Consider the following 18,613-nt stretch of genomic DNA (forward strand, 5'->3'; position numbering starts at 1 on the left):
GCCTGTAGGCGCCGGGTCAGGACATGGGCGGCAGGCCGTAGGCGGCGAGGTCGAAGTCCGCGAGTTTGCGGATGATCTGGTCGGCGTGGTGGTACTTGCTGTCGGCCATGGCTTCGTCGGGCACGGCGATGGCGGTCATCCGGGCCGCCTTTGCTGCGGTGACGCCGAACGGCGAGTCTTCAAACACCAGGCAATCTTGCGGCGCGATGCCCAGGCGCCGCGCGGCGGTGAGGAAGATGTCCGGCGCGGGCTTGGCGGCACCGACTTCCGGGTCGTCAGCCGTGACGATGGTGCCGAACAGGCCAAACCATTCGCGGTGCAGCGTGGTCTTGTGGCCAAAGGAGTTGCGCGACGAACTGGTGCCCACCGCAATCGGAATATTGTGCGCGTTCAGGTGCCGTACCAACGCTTCGGCGCCGGGCATGCCCAACGCCCTGGGGAAACGCTCGCTCATCAGCGGCTCACGGATTTCGAGGAACTCAGCCGCCGTGATCGGCAGGTCCAGCGCCTTGACCACGTAGTCGGCCAGGTCCTGGGCCCCGCGCCCGATGATGTGCTGTTTGATCCCCCAGTCATAGGTACGCCCGAAGCGTTCGGCGATGATCTGCGTCACTTCGGTGTAGATGCCTTCGGTATCCAGCAACAAGCCGTCCATATCGAAAATCACGGCCTTGATCGGACCGACTGCGCTACGCGGTGCATTCATCGTGACGAAACCCTGGAGGTAGGACTAAAAGGATTCAGCACAATAACGGCCCCGCTTGTCGGCAGGCAACCTTTTAGGCTGTGCGCCTGATCAGGCCGGCGTGGGCAGGCAGCCCAGGCGGGTCAATGCGGCCTCCACCGCGTGCTCCAACGGCGTATGGGGTTCGTGGCCCAGGGCCGCAAGCAAGCGTTGGTTATCCATACGCAACGGGGTTTGCCACAGATAACGCATCTCCTGTATCTCGCGAAAGGTCACGACAAACGGCGCAGCCAACTTCAACAGCCACCAGGGAAATACGCCTACACGCGGTTGCAGGCCCGTCCTGCGTAACACTACGCGCTGGATCGCCTGGCTCATCTGCGTGCCATCACTGTCCACGTGCCCGGCCATATGAAAGCAGGCAAAGGCGTCGAGGGCGGCGCGGCGCTCAATCAACTCGAGCATGGTGCGCGCCACATCTGGCAGGTAGGCCCATTGGTGGGCGACGCCTGGCGCACCTGGGGCGCTGACCGCGCGCACCGGTTTACCGGGTTTGACCAGGCCTTGGGAGAACCAGTTGTTGGCCGCTCCGGCGCCGAAAAAATCCCCGGCACGCACGATCACTACACGAGCGCCCTCGCGGGAAGACTGAAGCAAGCGCTGCTCCAGTTGCACACGTATCGCGCCCTTGCGGGTCAGCGGGTGCTGGGGTGAGTCTTCGGAAAGCACCGGGAACGCATCCGGCCCGAAGTTGTAGACCGTGCCGGGCAACACGATGGTCGCGCGCTCGGCGATGGCGGCTGCAATGGTGTTGTCGATCATCGGCAGCACCTGCTCGGCCCAATTGCGATAGCCCGGCGGATTCACCCCATGGACGATCACCGCGCAGCCACGGGCGGCAGCGATGACGTCCTGGCGATTGAGCGCATCGCCTTTGAGCCAGGTATAGGCGGCATTCTGGCTACGGGCCTTGGCGACATCCCGGGTCAACGCACACACCTGCCAGCCCGCCACGCTCAACTGTCGCGCCACTTCGCCGCCGATACCGCCGGTTGCACCCAATACCAGTACCTTGCTCATCACCCGCTCCCACATTGGTTGGAGCGGCCATTCTGTTCGTAGCCTGGCTATAGAGGAATTGCCGAAGACCATCCAGACGCTATACATTTACGCATGGCGTTGAACATTGGTTGGGAGCTTTACCGATCGTTTCTTGGCGTACTCAAGGAAGGATCGCTGTCGGGGGCCGCACGGCAGCTCGGCATCACACAGCCCACCGTCGGTCGGCACATTGCCGCGCTGGAAACGGCCCTGGGCGTGGTGCTGTTCACTCGCTCCCCCACCGGCCTGCTGCCGACGGCAGTGGCTCACACCATGAGGGCCCACGCCGAGACCATGGAGCGCATGGCCGCCGCCCTGGAACGCAGCGCCTCCTCCCAGGGCGACGAAGTGCGCGGCGTGGTGCGTGTCTCCGCCAGTGAAGTGGTCGGCGTGGAAGTACTGCCGCCGATCATCACGCGGTTGCGCCAACAGCATCCTCAGCTCAAGGTCGAACTGGTCCTGACCAACCGCCTGAGCGACCTGCTGCAATTGGAAGCCGACATCGCCGTGCGGATGGTCCGCCCCAGCCAGGAGCAATTGCTGGCACAGCGCATCGGCCTGATCGAAGTCGGCCTGCATGCCCGCGACGATTACCTGCACCAGCACGGTACGCCGCAAGAGTTGAAAGACCTGACCGACCACGCGGTGATCGGCTACGACCGGGAAAACGCGTTTATCCGCAGCCTGGCCGTCAAAGGCTTCGAGCGCGGCACCTTCGCCCTCAGCAGCGACAGCGACCTGGCGCAACTGGCGCTGATCCGTGCCGGCGCCGGCATCGGCGGATGCCAGGTCAAGCTGGCCCAACAAGACACGCGCCTGCGTCGGGTGCTGCCGGAGGCATTCGCGCTCAAACTCGACACCTGGGTCACCATGCACGAAGACCTGCGCAACAGCCCGCGCTGCCGGGCGACGTTCGATGCGCTGGTGGCGGGTTTGCAACGTTACATACAGGATTGAGACAGCTTCGCTGAGGAACAATGAAAATTCCTCAATCCCTTCACAGCCGCCGCCATGACCGAAGCCTTCGAAGTCCCCAGCCCCCACGAAAAACACATCGAACACACCACCGAACATGCCCACGCGCGCGGCGACAATTTCGCCAGCCGCATTGCCGTGATGACCGCGCTGATGGCCACCCTTGGCGCCATGCTCAGCTACCAGGCCGGCTCCACCGAAAGCGAAGCGGCGATGGACAAGAACAACGCTGCCATTTTCAAGACCGAAGCCGCCAACCAGTGGAACTACTACCAGGCCAAATCCAGCCGGCAAAACCTGGCGGAACTGGCTACCCATATTCCCGGTGTGGACGCCGCGCATTACAAGGATGAGAGCGAGCGCTACAAGGGCCAGAAGGAAGACGTGCGCAAACAGGCCGAAAAGCTGGAGGCAACCTCACGGGAATGGGATCAGAAATCCGAAGAAGCCCTGCACCAGCATCACCGCTGGGCCCAGGCAATGACGGCGATTCAGATCGCGATTTCGTTGGCGGCGATCACGTTGTTGACGCGCAAGGAATGGTTGAAGCGCCTGTCGTATACGGCAGGCGGTGTGGCCTTGGTGCTGGGTGGCCTGGCGGGGTTGCATTTCTGATAATTTCGCTTGGGCGCCCAACACCTGTCGCTATATAGTAAACTGCATAACGCTAGCCACCGCACAAGGAGATACCGGTGTCCGCACAACCCAAAGAAGCCGTGGGCGCCGCCTACAGCATCGAATCCATGCGCTATGCCCAGGCCATGACCTGGCAGGCCATCGAACAACTGGCCCAACGCATCCGCCCCGGCATGCTCGAATCCGAAGCGCGCGAGTTGGGCAAACACGTCCTCGCCGACCTCGACATGCAGCGCATCTGGCACCCGCTGCTGGTGCGCTTCGGCGCCAATACCCTCAAGACCTTCAAGCAACGCTCCGACGGCGACCCGGTACTGGGTGAAAACGACATTTTCTTCATCGACATGGGCGCCGTCTGGCAAGGTCACGAAGGCGACGCGGGGGCTACCTTCAGCACCGGCACCGACCCGGACATGATCGCCTGCGCCAACGCGGCCAAAGCGCTGTTCGACCGCGTGCAAGCGCGCTGGAAAAACGACCAGGTCATCGGCCTCGAACTCTACCGCTACGCCGAGGCACAAGCCCAGGCCATGGGCTGGCAGTTGAACATCGACATCAAGGGCCACCGCGTCAGCGACTTTCCCCACGCGATCCATCGTGGCGGCAACCTCGGCGACTTCGAGCACTACCCGAATGCAGGGTTGTGGATTCTGGAGATCCAGATCGCTCACCCGAGCAAGCCGTATGGCGCATTCTATGAAGACCTCCTCGCTTAATCGTTCAAAGGAACCAGAATGGAACGCTACGCCGAATTTCCCGTGCTGTTGTTTTCCTACGGCACCCTGCAGGACAAAGCCGTCCAACTCGCCAACTTCGGCCGAGAACTAGCAGGCCAGCACGATGCCATGTTGGGCTACTCGAAAAACTGGGTAGAAATTACCGACCCGCAAGTGCTGGCCACCAGTGGCAAGACCCACCACCCGATCGTCGCGCCGAGCACCGAACAAGGCGCCAGCGTTGAAGGCATGGTGTTTCAGATTAGCGAGCAGGAGTTGGCGGCGGCGGATGCGTATGAAGTGTCCGACTACAAGCGGGTCAGCGTGGCGCTGGCATCGGGCCTCACGGCTTGGGTGTATGTGCAAGCCTGAACGACGGGCGATTGATTTCAATCTGTTACAGGAGCGTTTAGAGTATCGCCCCCCGAGAATTGAATCTCGGGATTCAGTCCATGGAGTTACTCAGTGAAGTACGTCAGTAAAGTGGTTGCAGCAGCAGTTCTCGGTTTCACCCTCGCCGGCTGCACCGGCACCGCCATCAAATCCCCGCAATACGACAGCAGCCAATACACCGTGCTGGGTCACAGTGAAGCCAGCGCCACCGGCATCATGCTGTTCGGCGTTATCCCGATCGGCCAGAACAGCCGTTTCGTCCGCGCCCAGACGGCTGCCATCCAGGCAAAAGGTGGCGACGCGCTGATCAATACCGAAGTCCAGGAAAAATGGTTCTGGGCTTGGGTGCTGAGCGGTTACACCACCAAGATCTCCGGTGATGTGGTCAAGCTGAAAACTGCACACTAAGCCGGACGTTGCTCTATTTGCGCGGGATTTGACCTGAGCAAGCGACGTATCATGGGCCAACCTTTCGAGGATGGCCCATGAACCTCAGTATCCTTTACGCACTCGCCGCCGCCGCGCTGTTCGGCGCCAGCACCCCGCTCGCCAAAAGCCTCGGCCTGGGCCTCTCGCCCGTGCTGCTCGCAGGCCTGCTTTACCTCGGCAGCGGTGCCGGACTCGCCATCGTGCGCCTGATCCGCGATCGCGGCTGGACCCCCACCGGCTTGACCCCCTCCGAATGGCCCTGGCTGCTCGGCGCCATTGCGTTCGGCGGCATCCTCGGGCCCGTGGCCCTGATGTTCGGCCTGACCCGCACCTCGGGCGCCACCGCGTCGCTGATGCTCAACCTTGAATCGGTATTGACCGCGTTGATCGCCTGGCTCGTGTTCAGGGAAAACGCAGACCGTCGCATCGTCCTCGGGATGATTGCGATTGTGCTGGGTGGCGTGGCGTTGTCATGGCCCCAAGGCGGCGCCGACAGTCACGATTGGACCGGGCCGCTCGCCGTGGCGGTGGCCTGCCTGTGCTGGGGCATCGATAACAACCTGACACGTAAAGTGTCGGCCTCGGACGCATTGTTTATCGCCGGCGCCAAAGGCTTGATCGCGGGCGTGGTCAACTGCAGCCTGGCGCTGTATCTCGGCGCGCAGATCCCCGGCCTGGCGCAGCTCGCGCCGATCTTGCTGGTCGGGTTTCTCGGCTATGGCATCAGCCTGGTGCTGTTTGTGCTGGCCTTACGCGGGCTGGGCAGTGCGCGTACCGGCGCTTATTTCTCTACCGCGCCGTTCCTCGGCGCCGCGCTGGCCTTGCTGGTGCTGGGCGAGTCGGTGACCGGCGCGTTCTGGATTGCAGCCGCGCTGATGGCCGCCGGAGTGTGGCTGCACCTGACCGAGCGCCACGCCCATGCACATCAGCATGAGGCGACGGAACACGGGCATCGGCATGTCCACGATGAGCACCATCAACATGAACACCCGCTCGAGTGGGACCCGGCGATGCCGCACAGTCACCTGCATACCCATAGCCCGATCAAGCATAGCCATCCACATTTTCCGGATATTCATCATCGGCATCGGCATTAAAGGCTTGACCCGATAGCCACAGCCTCCCATCGAGCCTGCTCCGCGACCACCCGATTACGCCCGCTTTGCTTGGCCTGATACAAAAGCTGATCAGCCCTCTCCAGCACAGCGGATATCGAATCGCCACCGGGATGCCATAGCGCGACGCCCAGCGAAACGGTGATGTGCCCGACCGTTTCGATGTTGGCGGCATCGATCGAGGCACGCAGTCGCTCGGCGACATCCGTTGCAACCTGAAGCGAACTATTGGGTAACAACAACACGAACTCCTCGCCACCGACCCGACAAGGCAGGTCGTTGGACCGTGAATTCTGCTGCATGAGCCTCGCAATGGCGCGCAGCGTTTCATCGCCCACACCATGGCCAAATGTATCGTTCACGCGCTTGAAGTGATCGATGTCCATGGACACGACCGCGAACGCCTTGTAGGCATCCTGCCAGCGCAACAGAACGTCCTGCATCGCCCGGCGATTGGCCAGCCCGGTCAACGCGTCGGTTTGCGCTTGCTGGTTGAGTTTGCCGATCTTTTCCTGCAGCAGGGTGGCGCCGAGCAGCAGCGCTCGGCGAATCTGCCAGCTTTCGAAATAGCGCGTCGGGATTGCGCTGATACGTTCGTAGCTGTCCGGTGAATCCAGCCGTTTGGCGCAATCGGCAAGCCTGGACAACGGCACCGAAATTCGCGCGCCCAGCCACCAGATCAACACGATTCCGAACAGCGCCAGCGGCGCGATGCCCTGCGCCACCTTGGCCATGGTGTGTCGCAGGATGGCTTGGATGTTATCGAGCGGCTGCTGCGAGATCACCCCCCAACCGCTGATGGGCACCCTGGCGAAACCGGCGAGCATTTGCACGCCATCGGCATCTATCGCCTGCAATGTTCCCCCGTCGTGACTGAGCGCCGCGTCGTCGATCAACCCCTTTCCAGCGACTGTCCCGATGTGCTCGGGATCGGAGTGATAGAGCACCCGGCGGGCGCTGTCGACAAGATAGACATGCGCCCCGTCCTTGCGCACATTGGTGTCCATCAGCGCCTGGAGCGTATTCCTCTGCTCAAGTCGGACACTGCCCCCGATCAGCCCCAGGTACTCTCCTTTCGCGTCGAATATGGGGTGGCTGACAAAGACCACCAGATTGCCAGCCATGGACTTGAACGCGTTGCTGATTATCGGCACGCGAAGGCTGAGAGGCTCGCGGTGTTGCAGCGTGCGCCCATCGAGGTGGAGGTTTTCGGGAGCCGAGGCAATGATTGTCCCCGCCGCATCGGCGATCAACACGGAGTTGAAACTGGCGTCTTGCCCAAACAGTCGCTGGGCTTCCTCCGTCAAATTCTGCTTATCGCCAAACGCTTTGCCAATGACGAACGAACTGTATTTCAATTTATCGAGGTCGGAATTGAGTACCTGCTCCACACTCCGAGCGATCCGAGAGGCGTAGGCCTTGTTCACTTCCAGCGCATTCTCGATCAACTCCTGCTTCTGAATCGTGAACGTCACCCAAAAACTGTTGGCCAGGGTTGCGATTGCCGAAAGCATTACAAAGATAAGAATCAGAATACGAAGGTTGAGTTTCGGCTTCGGTCGGGTGGTCATATTACGCAGTCCGGATGGGCGGAAGAATTGCAAACGATTCGATGCAGGATGAATCGTCCTTGTTTTCGCAGGCACCTCTTCGACCATCGTTGACCGAAGCAGCCCGTTTAACCAGCCTGGAAGCCCACCTGCCAATTCTGAACGCGCCGAGCGGGCGTGTCCGAAGGCTGACGGAAAAAAACAGCGTCAGTCCCACATTGGGCCTATATGGCCTTTTTTTCAGCCGCAAGAAACCACAAACCCCCGACTTTCACTAGGAAAATCAGGGGTTTGTGTTTGCAGAATGTGGCGGTGAAGGAGAGATTCGAAACTACCCGCGAGCGGCATCCTATACACAACCCCCCCGGTTTACAAGGGCTGCAGCCCGGAAGTGTGCGCAGGATCTGTCCCATGGCTTAAATGCCCCAGGTTGGAGAAAACGGTCACAACAGGCGTTTTGAACGATATATATTGAGGCATGGGAAAAAGGTAATTTTTGTAATGAGCTGTGGAAAACCGGATAAATCCTAATAAAATCAGGTAGTTGATATCTCGTCTGAAAAATAGCCATGCGCTAACCTTCTTGGCGTTTTTTTCCACACGCTCTTGATGGGTACTGACAACCGGAAATTGATGGCAATGCTGTGCAATGTCTCAGAATGCCGGAAACCCTTAAAGGCTGGGCCTCACAGTCGTTTTTACGTAGGGCTCGACAGCGGTTGGTAGGCCCCTGATATGAGCGGTTCCGAAAACGAAAACACCGCCTGCAGCAGGTTTTCACAACCATAGCCCCCGTAAACCGGGCACCTCGTCTAAGTGACCACTCCCCTGCCGCCCCCTGACGCATGTGCAAAGCCACTGCACTTTTTTGCAAAGCCTTGCACTCTGTGCAATTGCGAAACATCCCGCAGACCCCGCAGCGGCCTTGGGCGGGAGCCTCGTTTGCACCCACTAGCCGTTTGCACAAAAAAGGGACACAAAGCCCGTCGGCGGGAGGGGGATAAGTGCTTTTTCCAATAGATTTTTCTTGATATCGGATGAAAAGCAACTCAGGCAGCAACTTGATAATGGCAACAGGACAGCCACTTGATTTATAGTCAACGCTTGCATATGCCTAGGGACAACAAATGACTTTTCAAATGACTAGAGAGGACTTTCTTATAAAGTCCGGTTATACGAAAAAGGATTGGGAACAGTCCACACTCGACTGGGATCAATTTGTTGGTATCGCAAATCAGCATGAGAAAATGCGATCTACCCTAGTGCTATACGGCGGTACAATTGCTAACCGAATTCAAGCTTTTGGTGGTGTTCACTCAGTAAGATGGCGAATTAAGGACACCTTCGCCGTCTTAAAAAAGATCTTAAGAAAAAATCTTGAAGTAAAACCAAAGGATAAATGGCAAACAATCACACCTGAAAACTACAGATCAGTTTTTTCTGACCTAATAGGCGTGAGAGCACTTCACTTACTGAAAGAAGAATGCATAGAAGTAGATAAACAGATACGCGACACGTGGAACGTAGACGATACCACCATCTTTAAAAGACATGGCGACCTAGAAATATCCGAGATCATTGAACGCGGCGCTACAGAAGAAATACATAGTGCAGGGTACAGATCTATTCACTACGGCATTTCTTACCAGCCGGAAAAAGAACCTATACTAGTTGAAATCCAGGTCAGAACTATATTTCAAGAAGGATGGAGTGAAATTGACCATAGAGTCAAATATCCTGACTTCTCTAACAATGAGATTTTAAAATACTTTTTAAACGTATTTAATGGCTTGTCTGGAACCGCTGACGAAATGGGATCATTTGTCATACTTTTAGACAATCTAATAAAGCAGCAAAGTGCATCCTTAATTGAAAGCGAACTAGCCATATCAGTTAGAGATGCCGAAGTCGAAAAACTTCAATTTGAAATCAATAAGCTACGATCTGACGGGAGAGCGCCAAATGATTCAATTGACTCGCTTCAAACTAGCGTCAACAAAATCAAGGACCGCAATACATCTTTCAAAAACAGCACATGGATCAACAGCATTTTAACTCCAAATATACACAACCTTAACTTGGCAGCGGAACAAGCACGTTCCATAATGTCTGGTCTATCCATAGATCCTGGTTTTACTGAAGCCATGAGAAACCAAAACGCCGCATACGCAAATGCTATTAAACAATCCAACTTCCCGAATCCTGCAATATTAGAGGCTATACAAAACCTCACTCGACCAAACGCAGCTATGCAGGATGCGATAAAGGGAATAAGCCTGCCTATGACGAGCATATCAGCAGTAATTTCACAAGAAGTAAGAGATAGCTCTCAACGCGACGCATTAGAGATGAATAAAAAAAGCACATCATTGCCCTCATCTACTTCTATAGATAACGAAAATCCGCCCGTCCTGCAAATGAATGAAGATAACAATTCGTTGAAAAGCAATGAAAACACCGAAGAGCTAGATAACGAAAAATAAAAACTGGAAAAATTTCGGCTTGCGCTCGCAGGAAAACAAATGGACATTGAAAACTTCAACCATTGTCTGAGCTATATACTTTTAGCACAAAACAACAAACCAACTATTGAATTACTACTACCCGCTAGCAACTACAGCGATTGGCATTTCATTGGCTTCAGATTCCATATAATTTGAGTACGTAAAGGCGCCTAGGGTATGAAGCCCGTGGATAGCGTAGACTCGGCCGTAGCGCCAATGTGGCTCGGGTGGATGTAGGCTGTCTCTGGCGGTGGATCCACTATCGCGCCTATTGGATGCTACTCTCGCGGGGATGGCGGTGACTGGCTTTGTGCTAAGTGGGATTGAGTATGTCGACGGGTGCACATATGCGCGGTCCTGGTGGTGTCGACTCGAATAAGCCAGCCTGCAATTGGAGTTCAGAAGAAAGCTTCGGCAGTAATTGAATCAGTCATTAGTCCGATGAAGTATTTTTTCGAAGCAGAGTTGTCACTTTAACTTCTACGCTCACCGTTAGAGCAATATAAAGGAGCAATGCAATGGATGTAGATAGCGACAGCAATGTTTCGAGTACAGGGTTGCTTCGAAGCGTGATTGATTCATTAGACTTAAGTTCAGTTGAAATAGACAAAATTACAGAGCTCTTCGAAAGCCACCATGAAGAGCTTAACGAACTTTTCTCACTTCACTTCTATCAAGCTTTAGACGCTGAAAAAGATGACCTAATGTCTGAACACTACGAGGTGCTTGGCGCATTCAGGGAGCGCCTCTTTGAAACTTGGAAAACCCCATTAATAAGGCTCAACAGCCTTCTATACATGTGCATGGAGATCGTAGACGAACTACGACAAGAAAAAACCAATTTCCCACCAATTCATACCAACAAATTTAATATTGCCACACGGCTGCAGGCGCGCTGCGTACAAATTGGAAACGAAATTTCCCATTTATTGCACGGCGGGTACGCGGATGGGGCGTTTGCAAGATGGAGAACGCTCCACGAAACGTCAGCAACAACCAAGTTTATTTGCGAAGGCGATGAAGACCTAGCATCCAGATTCCTCGACTTTCAAAACATCTCTCGCCTTAAAGCAGCAAAAAAATATAACGACAATAACGAACTTGAATTCGTCCCAATCCCTACTGAGCAACTGGTCCAATTCGAGAATGAAAAAACTAAAATCCTAAATAAATATGAACCACATTTCGAACAAGAATTTGGGTGGGCACGTAAAGCACTTGGTAACACTGTTGCCCCCAAGGGCAACTTACGGTTTACTGACTTGGAGAAATTTGTTGGATTAAGTTTTTTGCGAAACCACTTCAGCTTCGCAAATCAGTACATTCATGCAGGCATAGACAGTATCGGGTACAAGCTAGGCACATCAATGTCAAAAAAAGATATTCTATTGACAGGACCATCAAATGAAGGACTCATAGAACCGATACAATGTACTAGTTTGTCTTTAATCCATGCGACCGCTGCATTACTTAAAGCTTATCCAAATGATGACTCGCCGATCAAAATATCGGTTCTATGGCTCTGGCACGAAGTATTAAAACAAGAAGTAGATGAAGCAGATGCAGCACTTCAAGTTAAAGGCGATGCATGTAGCCAGCAAAACGAAGGTTGCTAGACCAAAGCATGGTGGATTTACGTCAGAGCTCAAAGCGTGATGGGCTTTAGTTTCGCGGCCATAAATCCAGCCCTCAAAGCTTTAGCAGAAAACTCTGCGACATCCGTCTGACTGGGCGCCGGTCCGGGTACGTGGGAGTGTGCGGCAAGTTGTGTGTTCATCTGCTGTACCAGATCAAGCAAATCACACAGCACCTGCAGTACGTTTACCCCTTCGGTCCCTAGCCAGGTCTTGGGCGCATGCAGTCGCTGACTCACCCCAGATACGCTTTTGCGCAATCCTTGAATCCTTTCCTCCATGTCGCCACCCACCGTGGCGTTGTGCTTCTGCCCCACCACGAGGTTCAAGTGTAAGCGCTCCATAAACCTCACATTCAAAGCCGCCACCTGACCCTCGATGATGTGCTCCCGATTCCTTTCCGGAGCCAGCACCTCATGATGCGTCCCGACGCAAAAGTCGAAAAAGTCTATCTGTACCCCAAGCCCGTCGACTTCCGAAAATCCATCGACGGCCTCGCCGCTCTGGTCGAACTGGACATCAAGGTCGCGGTGTTTGATCCGGTGCTTTTCGTCTTCCTCAACAAGCCTCGAAACCGAGTGAAGATTTTATATTGGGAACGCAACGGCTTTTGCCTTTGGCTGAAGCGCCTGGAGTCCGAGCGTTTCAAAACATCGCCGGATTTTGACAGCTGAATTCTCCCGTCCTAGATCAATTGTGCCCTGGCTGCAGGGGCCTCCCAGCGAGGACTATTCCCATGGATGTTCCCATATAGCTATTTTTTACACACCAAAAACCACAAACCCCCGACTTTCACTAGGAAAATCAGGGGTTTGTGTTTGCAGAATGTGGCGGTGAAGGAGAGATTCGAACTCTCGATACAATTTCTTGTATACACACTTTCCAGGCGTGCTCCTTAAGCCACTCGGACACTTCACCGTATCTCGTCAAACCAGTTCAGTCTGTCGAGGCGCGCTAATGTAGTCGAAAGACTTGCTGATGGCAAAGGTTTTTTTCAGAATTTTCATGCGGTTAGACCGGTATTCCGTGACGGGCCAGGCGAGGGCGATGATTCTGCCATTCTCAGGCATCGACGGCACGCGTCTGGGACGGTTGCTGCGCCCTGCCCCGGGCGGTTTACCGCCGGGTATAGAAGGAAAGCCTGACTGGCCAGTCAGTCACAGCGCTTTACCAGGCCGGGCGTGGTGAGTAACGTCTGCGCATGCACCTCTATAACAAATCCTACAAGGAACCACGTCATGAGTGAGTTGATCTCCTACCACCTGGAAGACGGTATCGCGACCCTGACCTTGAGCAACGGCAAGGTGAATGCCATTTCTCCGGCGGTGGTCAGTGCATTTAATGAAGCGCTGGATCAGGCCGAGAAGGATCGGGCGGTGGTGATCATCACCGGAACGCCGGGGATTCTGTCGGGTGGCTATGATTTGAAAGTGATGACCGCCGGTCCTAAAGAGGCGATCGGCCTGGTGACGTCGGGCTCGACGCTGGCGCGGCGCCTGTTGGCGCATCCGTTCCCGGTGATCGTCGCATGCCCTGGGCATGCGGTGGCCAAGGGCGCGTTCCTGCTGTTGTCGGCGGATTATCGGATCGGGGTCGAGGGCCCGTTCAGCATTGGCCTGAATGAAGTGGCGATCGGCATGACCATGCACCATGCAGGGATCGAATTGGCGCGCGATCGTCTGCGCAAGTCGGCGTTTCAGCGTTCGGTGATCAACGCCGAGATGTTTGACCCGCAAGGCGCATTGCAAGCCGGTTTCCTCGACAAGGTGGTGGCGCCAGAAGCGTTGCACACAGCGGCACTGGAAGCGGCGCGGCAGTTGAAGAAGCTCAATATGAACGCCCACAAGCAGACCAAATTGAAAGTGCGCAAAGCCCTGCTCGAAGCCTTGGATGAAGCAATCATCCAGGACCAGGGCCATATTTTGAGCTAAGCCGCCTACATGTGCCGTATCAAAGCCCGACCTTGAGTCGGGCTTTTTCTTACAAAAACAACCGACTAATCCTTGGCCGCTCTAGTCTGCCCCTGCTGGCACTTATTGAAACATGTACTTAAACATCGCCTATCTCCTACCTCTATCGGGGCAATTGCCGAATACAGTGTACATCCGTACACTGCGCCACCTTTTGTCTCGATGGTGCCGTGTCGATGCTGTTTCTGTTGCGTATGTCGTTGATGGGCCTGCACTTTATCCTCGCCGGCGGCTTGGGCGTGTTGCTGGGGATCTGTCGGCCGTTCAACCCGGACAACAGCCGTCTGTGCGCGCGCCTGTATGCGCTGCCGGCGATGCGAATACTGGGGCTGCGCGTCAAGGCCGATGTCGATTCGCTGCGCAACAAACCCGGCAGTTGTCTGATCATCGCCAACCACCAGTCCAACTATGACCTGTTTGTGCTGGGCACCGTGGTGCCGCACCGCACCGTGTGTATCGCCAAGAAAAGCCTGAAATGGGTGCCGTTGTTCGGCCAGCTGTTCTGGCTGGCGGGCAACGTGCTGATCGACCGCGGCAATGCGTACAAGGCACGCCGTGCGATGCTCACCACCACCCGGACGCTGCAGCATAAGGACACGTCGATCTGGGTCTTCCCGGAAGGCACGCGCAACCTGGGCAAGGGCCTGCTGCCGTTCAAGAAAGGCGCGTTCCACATGGCGATTGCCGCCGGCGTGCCCATCGTGCAGGTGTGCGTGAGCAATTACGTCACCCATATGCAACTCAATCGCTGGAACAGTGGCGATGTACACATACGCTCGCTGCCGCCGATTCCTACCACCGGCCTGACTGTGGATGACATCCCGGCGTTGATGCAAGCCTGCTACGCGCAGATGGATGAATGCATCAAGGCGATGGACCACGAACTGCAAAGTGCCATAACAATAGAACTCGCTTCCAGCTAAGCTGCCCAACATCTGTTCCCCTGATAAGAAGTGATCGGCACCATGGGTAGAGTTGTTGCGGCCGCTGTTTACAGCGCCGGAAAAAAAGTTACCGATATCACCCTCGACGAAGGCGCGGCCTGGGCCGCCAAACCCGGGCATTTTGTCTGGATCGGCCTGGAAGAGCCCGACGCTCGCGAGCTGGGCAACCTGCAACGCCAGTTCAACCTGCATGAACTGGCCATCGAAGACGCCCTGGAAAAACACAGCCGCCCCAAGCTGGAAACCTTCGGCGACGCGCTGTTTATCGTCACTTATTCTCCGGTGCGCGAGAACGGCAAGCTGGTGTTTATCGAAACCCATATCTTTGCCGGCAACGGCTACATCATCACGGCGCGCAACGGGCACTCGGCGTCCTACGGTTTGGTGCGCCAGCGCTGTGAGGCACGGCCATTGTTGCTGGAGCATGGGGAAGATTTCGTACTCTATGCACTGCTGGATTTCGTCACCGAAAACTATCAGCCGGTCAGCGAGGCGATCCACGCCGAGATCGATGAGCTGGAGCGCAACGTGCTGTGCAGCTCACTCAATGAGCACGATATCCAGAACCTCCACAGCCTGCGCCGTGACGTGCTGAGCCTGCGCCGCTACGTGGCACCGATGGTGGAGATCAGCGAAGAGCTGCAGAAGCTGAGTTTTCCATTCATCGACAAGAACATGCGCCCGTATTTTCGTGATGTACAAATCCACGTCACACGGCAGATGGAAGACCTGGCCACCCTGCGCGACATCGCCAGCCAGACCATCGAGATCGGTGTGTTGCTGGAGGCGTCGCGCCAGAGCGTGGTGCAGCGCAAGTTCGCCGCGTGGGCAGCGATCCTGGCGTTCCCCACGGCGGTGGCGGGGATTTACGGGATGAACTTCCAGAACATGCCCGAGCTGCAATGGCATTACGGTTATTTTGGCGTGCTGGGGTTCATCGCCGTAGGGTGCAGCGGCTTGTGGGCCAGCTTCAAGCGTTCGGGCTGGCTTTAACCTTGGCTTCAGGCTTGTGCGCGACGAAGCGCATCATCCACTCCGCCACGGTCACACCGTGGTGGTCGCGCTCGAGGCTAGCCACGCCATTCTTGTAGACCTTCTCGCCCAAGGTCGTCTGAAGAATCTCCAACAGCTCGCGGGAATAGTCGTGGATGAACTCGGGGTGCCCCTGGAAGCACAGCACCTGATCGCCGATGTGGTACGCCGCAAACGGGCAAAACTCGCTGGAAGCGATGACCGTGGCATTGTCCGGCAAGGTGGTCACCTGGTCCTGGTGGCTGATCAACAACGTCAGCTCCGGTACCTCAGGGCTCATCCACGGCGCCTTGGCATCGATTTTGTAATCGTGGATGCCCATGCCCCAGCCCTGGCCGGCGCGCTCGGTCTTGCCGCCTAGCAGCAACGCCAACAATTGGTGACCGAAACAGATGCCCAACAACTTGTCGCCGCGCTCATAGCGGTTGAGCAGGTAGGTTTTGAGCGTCTGAATCCAAGGGTCGGTGCCAAACGAATCGGCCTTGCTGCCGGTTACCAGATACGCGTCAAACACCTCATCATCCGACGGGTATTCACCCTGCACCACGTTGTACACGACAAACTCGGCCGGGATCGGCTGCTTGGAGAACAGGCGCTTGAACATCTGCCCGTAACCTTGGTACTGATCGATCAAGCCTGGACGCAGGATATCGGTTTCCAGGATGCAGACGCGTAGCGACATAAAAAATACCTGACACGGCGATGGGAATATTGAACACCTCCAGAGCCTGCCTTGAAATGTACCTGCAAAGCAAGCCCCGCATCGATCACCGAAATACTTCACCCTGTGCGGCTTTCTGCAGCAACAACGCCGGCGGCGAGAAGCGCTCGCCATACTGCTCGGCCAGGTAGCGCGCCCGTGCAATAAAGTCGTTCAAGCCGTACTGGTTGATAAATTGCAAAGCGCCACCACTCCACGCCGCAAAGCCGATACCGAAGATCGAGCCGACGTTGGCGTCTGCGGTGGACATCAACACGCCCTCCTCCACGCAGCGCACGGTTTCGATGGCCTGGATAAACAACAAACGGTCGCGCACGTCCTGCGCTGAAATGCGTTGGTCGGGGCGTTCGAAGCGGCTTTTCAGTTCCGGCCACAAATACTTCTGCCCACCTGCGGGGTACTCATAGAAACCGCCCCCCGCCGCCTTGCCCATGCGCTGGTATTCGTTGACCAACAGATCAATCACCTGCGTCGCCGGATGGGTTGGCGCGGCTTTACCTTCGGCCTGCAGATCCTTGGCTGTCTGCTGTCGGATATGGCTCATCAGGCTAAGCGACACTTCGTCGGACACCGCCAGCGGCCCCACCGGCATACCGGCCTTGCGCGCTTCGGTCTCGATCATCGGCGCAGCCACGCCTTCGCCGAGCATGGCGATGCCTTCGTTGGTGAACGTGCCGAACACCCGCGAGGTGAAGAAGCCGCGACTGTCGTTGACCACAATCGGGGTTTTCTTGATTTGCAGGACGAAGTCGAAACCACGGGCCAGGGTTTCGTCCGAGGTCTGTGTACCCTTGATGATTTCCACCAGGGGCATCTTGTCCACCGGGCTGAAGAAATGCAGGCCGATGAACTTGGCCTGATCCGGCACCGCCGTGGCCAGGCCGCTGATAGGCAAGGTGGACGTGTTGGAAGCGATCACCGCGTCCGGGCCGACCACGTTTTGCGCGGCCGCAGAGACTTTGGCCTTGAGCTCACGGTCTTCGAACACCGCTTCGATGATCAGGTCGCAGCCGGCCAGGTCGGCGTCAGACTGCGTAGGATGGATACGCGCCAGGGTGGCTTCGCGCTGCTCGGCGGTCAATTGCCCACGGCTGACCTTCTTGTCCAACAGTGTGGCCGAGTGCGCCTTGCCTTTCTCGGCGGCTGCGAGGTCGATGTCCTTGAGCACCACCTCAACGCCTGCACAGGCGCTGACATAGGCGATCCCCGCGCCCATCATCCCGGCACCGAGCACGCCGACCTTGCGCGTCAGGTAAGGCGCAAAACCCTCAGGGCGCGAACGCCCGGCGTTGATGTCATTGAGCTGGAACCAGAAGGTGCCGATCATGTTTTTCGCCACCTGCCCGGTGACCAATTCGGTGAAGTAGCGGGTTTCGATCAGGTGCGCGGTGTCGAAATCCACCTGGGCACCTTCCACCGCCGCGCAGAGAATTTTCTCCGGCGCCGGCAAGCAGCCATTGGTTTTGCTGCGCAGGATCGAGGGCGCGATGGCGAGCATCTGCGCGACTTTCGGGCTGGACGGCGTGCCTCCGGGGATCTGGTAAGCCTTGTTGTCCCACGGCTGCACGGCGTCGGGGTGGGCGAGAATCCAGGCGCGGGCCTTGGCCAGCAGTTCGTCGCGATCCGCTGCCAGCGCGTCGATCAAGCCCGCTTGCAGGGCCTGCCGTGGGCGGATCTTCTTACCTTCGAGCAAATACGGCAGGGCTTTTTCCAAGCCCAACAGGCGCACCATCCGCACCACGCCACCGCCGCCCGGCAGCAGGCCCAGGGTGACTTCCGGCAGCCCCAGTTGTAGCGACTGGTCGTCCAGCGCGACCCGGTAATGACACGCCAGGCAAATCTCCCAGCCACCGCCGAGGGCCGCGCCATTGATGGCGGCGACCACCGGTTTGCCAAGGGTTTCCAGGCTGCGCAGTTGCGCCTTCAGTACCCGCACACTGTCGGAAAATTCCTTGGCCTGGGCCTTGTCGACCTTGATCAGTTCATTGAGGTCGCCACCGGCAAAGAACGTCTTCTTCGCCGAGGTGATGACCACGCCGGCGATCCCGTCCTTTTCCGCTTGCAGCCGCGCCACGGTGGCCGCCATAGCCTCGCGGTACACGGCGTTCATGGTGTTGGCGCTCTGGCCGGGCATGTCGAGGGTCAGGACCACGATCTGGTCCTGGCCTTTTTCGTAACGAATGGCTTGGGTCATGACAATTCCTTGGG

At 56.8% G+C, this 18,613-nt stretch carries 17 protein-coding genes, 1 tRNA gene and 1 pseudogene; 12 read left to right on the plus strand and 7 right to left on the minus strand.

Annotated elements, in window-relative coordinates; genetic code table 11:
* Window positions 1-16: 16 nt before the first annotated feature.
* Both MOQ67_RS23880 and MOQ67_RS23885 read right to left on the minus strand, forming a co-directional pair.
* Window positions 17-706 carry an HAD-IA family hydrolase gene (locus MOQ67_RS23880; RefSeq protein ID WP_017848488.1) on the minus strand — a complete coding sequence of 230 codons (690 nt, stop codon included), beginning with the start codon at window positions 704-706 and terminating at the stop codon, window positions 17-19.
* Between the two features lie 90 nt (window positions 707-796).
* Window positions 797-1,765 (minus strand): NAD-dependent epimerase/dehydratase family protein, encoded by a 969-nt coding sequence (locus tag MOQ67_RS23885; protein WP_198717637.1) that lies wholly within the window; start codon window positions 1,763-1,765, stop codon window positions 797-799.
* A gap of 93 nt (window positions 1,766-1,858) precedes the next feature.
* Here MOQ67_RS23885 and MOQ67_RS23890 point away from each other — a divergent pair, with 93 nt between their 5' ends.
* From MOQ67_RS23890 to MOQ67_RS23915, 6 genes are all read left to right on the plus strand, one after another.
* Window positions 1,859-2,743, plus strand: coding sequence for a LysR family transcriptional regulator (locus tag MOQ67_RS23890; RefSeq protein ID WP_046489356.1), 885 nt, complete (start codon window positions 1,859-1,861; stop codon window positions 2,741-2,743).
* 54 nt (window positions 2,744-2,797) lie between these two features.
* Window positions 2,798-3,376, plus strand: coding sequence for a DUF4337 domain-containing protein (locus MOQ67_RS23895; RefSeq protein WP_017848491.1), 579 nt, complete (start codon window positions 2,798-2,800; stop codon window positions 3,374-3,376).
* Window positions 3,377-3,453: 77 nt separating this feature from the next.
* On the plus strand, window positions 3,454-4,113 hold the full coding sequence (locus MOQ67_RS23900; RefSeq protein ID WP_198717638.1) for a M24 family metallopeptidase: 660 nt from the start codon (window positions 3,454-3,456) through the stop codon (window positions 4,111-4,113).
* An 18-nt stretch (window positions 4,114-4,131) separates the two neighbouring features.
* Window positions 4,132-4,485, plus strand: coding sequence for a gamma-glutamylcyclotransferase family protein (locus MOQ67_RS23905; protein ID WP_046382402.1), 354 nt, complete (start codon window positions 4,132-4,134; stop codon window positions 4,483-4,485).
* 93 nt (window positions 4,486-4,578) lie between these two features.
* Entirely contained in the window at window positions 4,579-4,914 is a 336-nt protein-coding gene (locus tag MOQ67_RS23910) for a hypothetical protein (protein ID WP_046382401.1), read from the plus strand.
* Between the two features lie 77 nt (window positions 4,915-4,991).
* Window positions 4,992-6,032, plus strand: coding sequence for a DMT family transporter (locus MOQ67_RS23915; RefSeq protein ID WP_198717639.1), 1,041 nt, complete (start codon window positions 4,992-4,994; stop codon window positions 6,030-6,032).
* On the opposite strand, the gene MOQ67_RS23920 is transcribed toward MOQ67_RS23915, so the two are convergent.
* Entirely contained in the window at window positions 6,029-7,621 is a 1,593-nt protein-coding gene (locus MOQ67_RS23920) for a sensor domain-containing diguanylate cyclase (RefSeq protein WP_198717640.1), read from the minus strand. The genes MOQ67_RS23915 and MOQ67_RS23920 overlap by 4 nt on opposite strands.
* Before the next feature lie 1,106 nt (window positions 7,622-8,727).
* Between MOQ67_RS23920 and MOQ67_RS23925 the strand changes: the two genes are divergently transcribed.
* Together MOQ67_RS23925 and MOQ67_RS23930 are read left to right on the plus strand one after the other, a co-directional pair.
* On the plus strand, window positions 8,728-10,083 hold the full coding sequence (locus tag MOQ67_RS23925) for a RelA/SpoT domain-containing protein (RefSeq protein ID WP_198717641.1): 1,356 nt from the start codon (window positions 8,728-8,730) through the stop codon (window positions 10,081-10,083).
* A 539-nt stretch (window positions 10,084-10,622) separates the two neighbouring features.
* Window positions 10,623-11,720, plus strand: coding sequence for a DUF5677 domain-containing protein (locus tag MOQ67_RS23930; RefSeq protein ID WP_017848497.1), 1,098 nt, complete (start codon window positions 10,623-10,625; stop codon window positions 11,718-11,720).
* 29 nt (window positions 11,721-11,749) lie between these two features.
* On the opposite strand, the pseudogene MOQ67_RS23935 reads toward MOQ67_RS23930, so the two are convergent.
* Window positions 11,750-12,067: pseudogene (locus MOQ67_RS23935) on the minus strand (hypothetical protein); the annotation flags it as partial.
* Window positions 12,068-12,154: 87 nt separating this feature from the next.
* Between MOQ67_RS23935 and tnpB the strand changes: the two are divergent.
* A complete protein-coding gene (gene tnpB, locus MOQ67_RS23940) occupies window positions 12,155-12,412 on the plus strand; it encodes an IS66 family insertion sequence element accessory protein TnpB (RefSeq protein WP_017848499.1) in 258 nt (85 codons plus the stop codon).
* 154 nt (window positions 12,413-12,566) lie between these two features.
* Here the strand turns inward: tnpB and MOQ67_RS23945 are convergent.
* Window positions 12,567-12,656 (minus strand) — tRNA-Ser (locus MOQ67_RS23945).
* Window positions 12,657-12,976: 320 nt separating this feature from the next.
* Between MOQ67_RS23945 and MOQ67_RS23950 the strand changes: the two genes are divergently transcribed.
* The 3 genes from MOQ67_RS23950 (at window position 12,977) to MOQ67_RS23960 (ending at window position 15,645) form a co-directional block, all read left to right on the plus strand.
* Entirely contained in the window at window positions 12,977-13,669 is a 693-nt protein-coding gene (locus tag MOQ67_RS23950; protein WP_017848500.1) for a crotonase/enoyl-CoA hydratase family protein, read from the plus strand.
* A 215-nt stretch (window positions 13,670-13,884) separates the two neighbouring features.
* On the plus strand, window positions 13,885-14,631 hold the full coding sequence (locus MOQ67_RS23955; protein ID WP_017848501.1) for a lysophospholipid acyltransferase family protein: 747 nt from the start codon (window positions 13,885-13,887) through the stop codon (window positions 14,629-14,631).
* 42 nt (window positions 14,632-14,673) lie between these two features.
* Window positions 14,674-15,645: a magnesium and cobalt transport protein CorA gene (locus tag MOQ67_RS23960; RefSeq protein WP_026140214.1), complete on the plus strand. Its 972-nt coding sequence runs from the start codon at window positions 14,674-14,676 to the stop codon at window positions 15,643-15,645.
* Here MOQ67_RS23960 and MOQ67_RS23965 read toward each other — a convergent pair.
* Window positions 15,623-16,366 carry an amidotransferase gene (locus tag MOQ67_RS23965; RefSeq protein WP_104902632.1) on the minus strand — a complete coding sequence of 248 codons (744 nt, stop codon included), beginning with the start codon at window positions 16,364-16,366 and terminating at the stop codon, window positions 15,623-15,625. The two genes, MOQ67_RS23960 and MOQ67_RS23965, sit on opposite strands and share 23 nt — an antisense overlap.
* Before the next feature lie 85 nt (window positions 16,367-16,451).
* Window positions 16,452-18,599 carry a 3-hydroxyacyl-CoA dehydrogenase NAD-binding domain-containing protein gene (locus tag MOQ67_RS23970; protein ID WP_198718802.1) on the minus strand — a complete coding sequence of 716 codons (2,148 nt, stop codon included), beginning with the start codon at window positions 18,597-18,599 and terminating at the stop codon, window positions 16,452-16,454.
* Window positions 18,600-18,613 lie beyond the last annotated feature (14 nt).

Source organism: Pseudomonas sp. LY-1 (genome assembly GCF_053502595.1).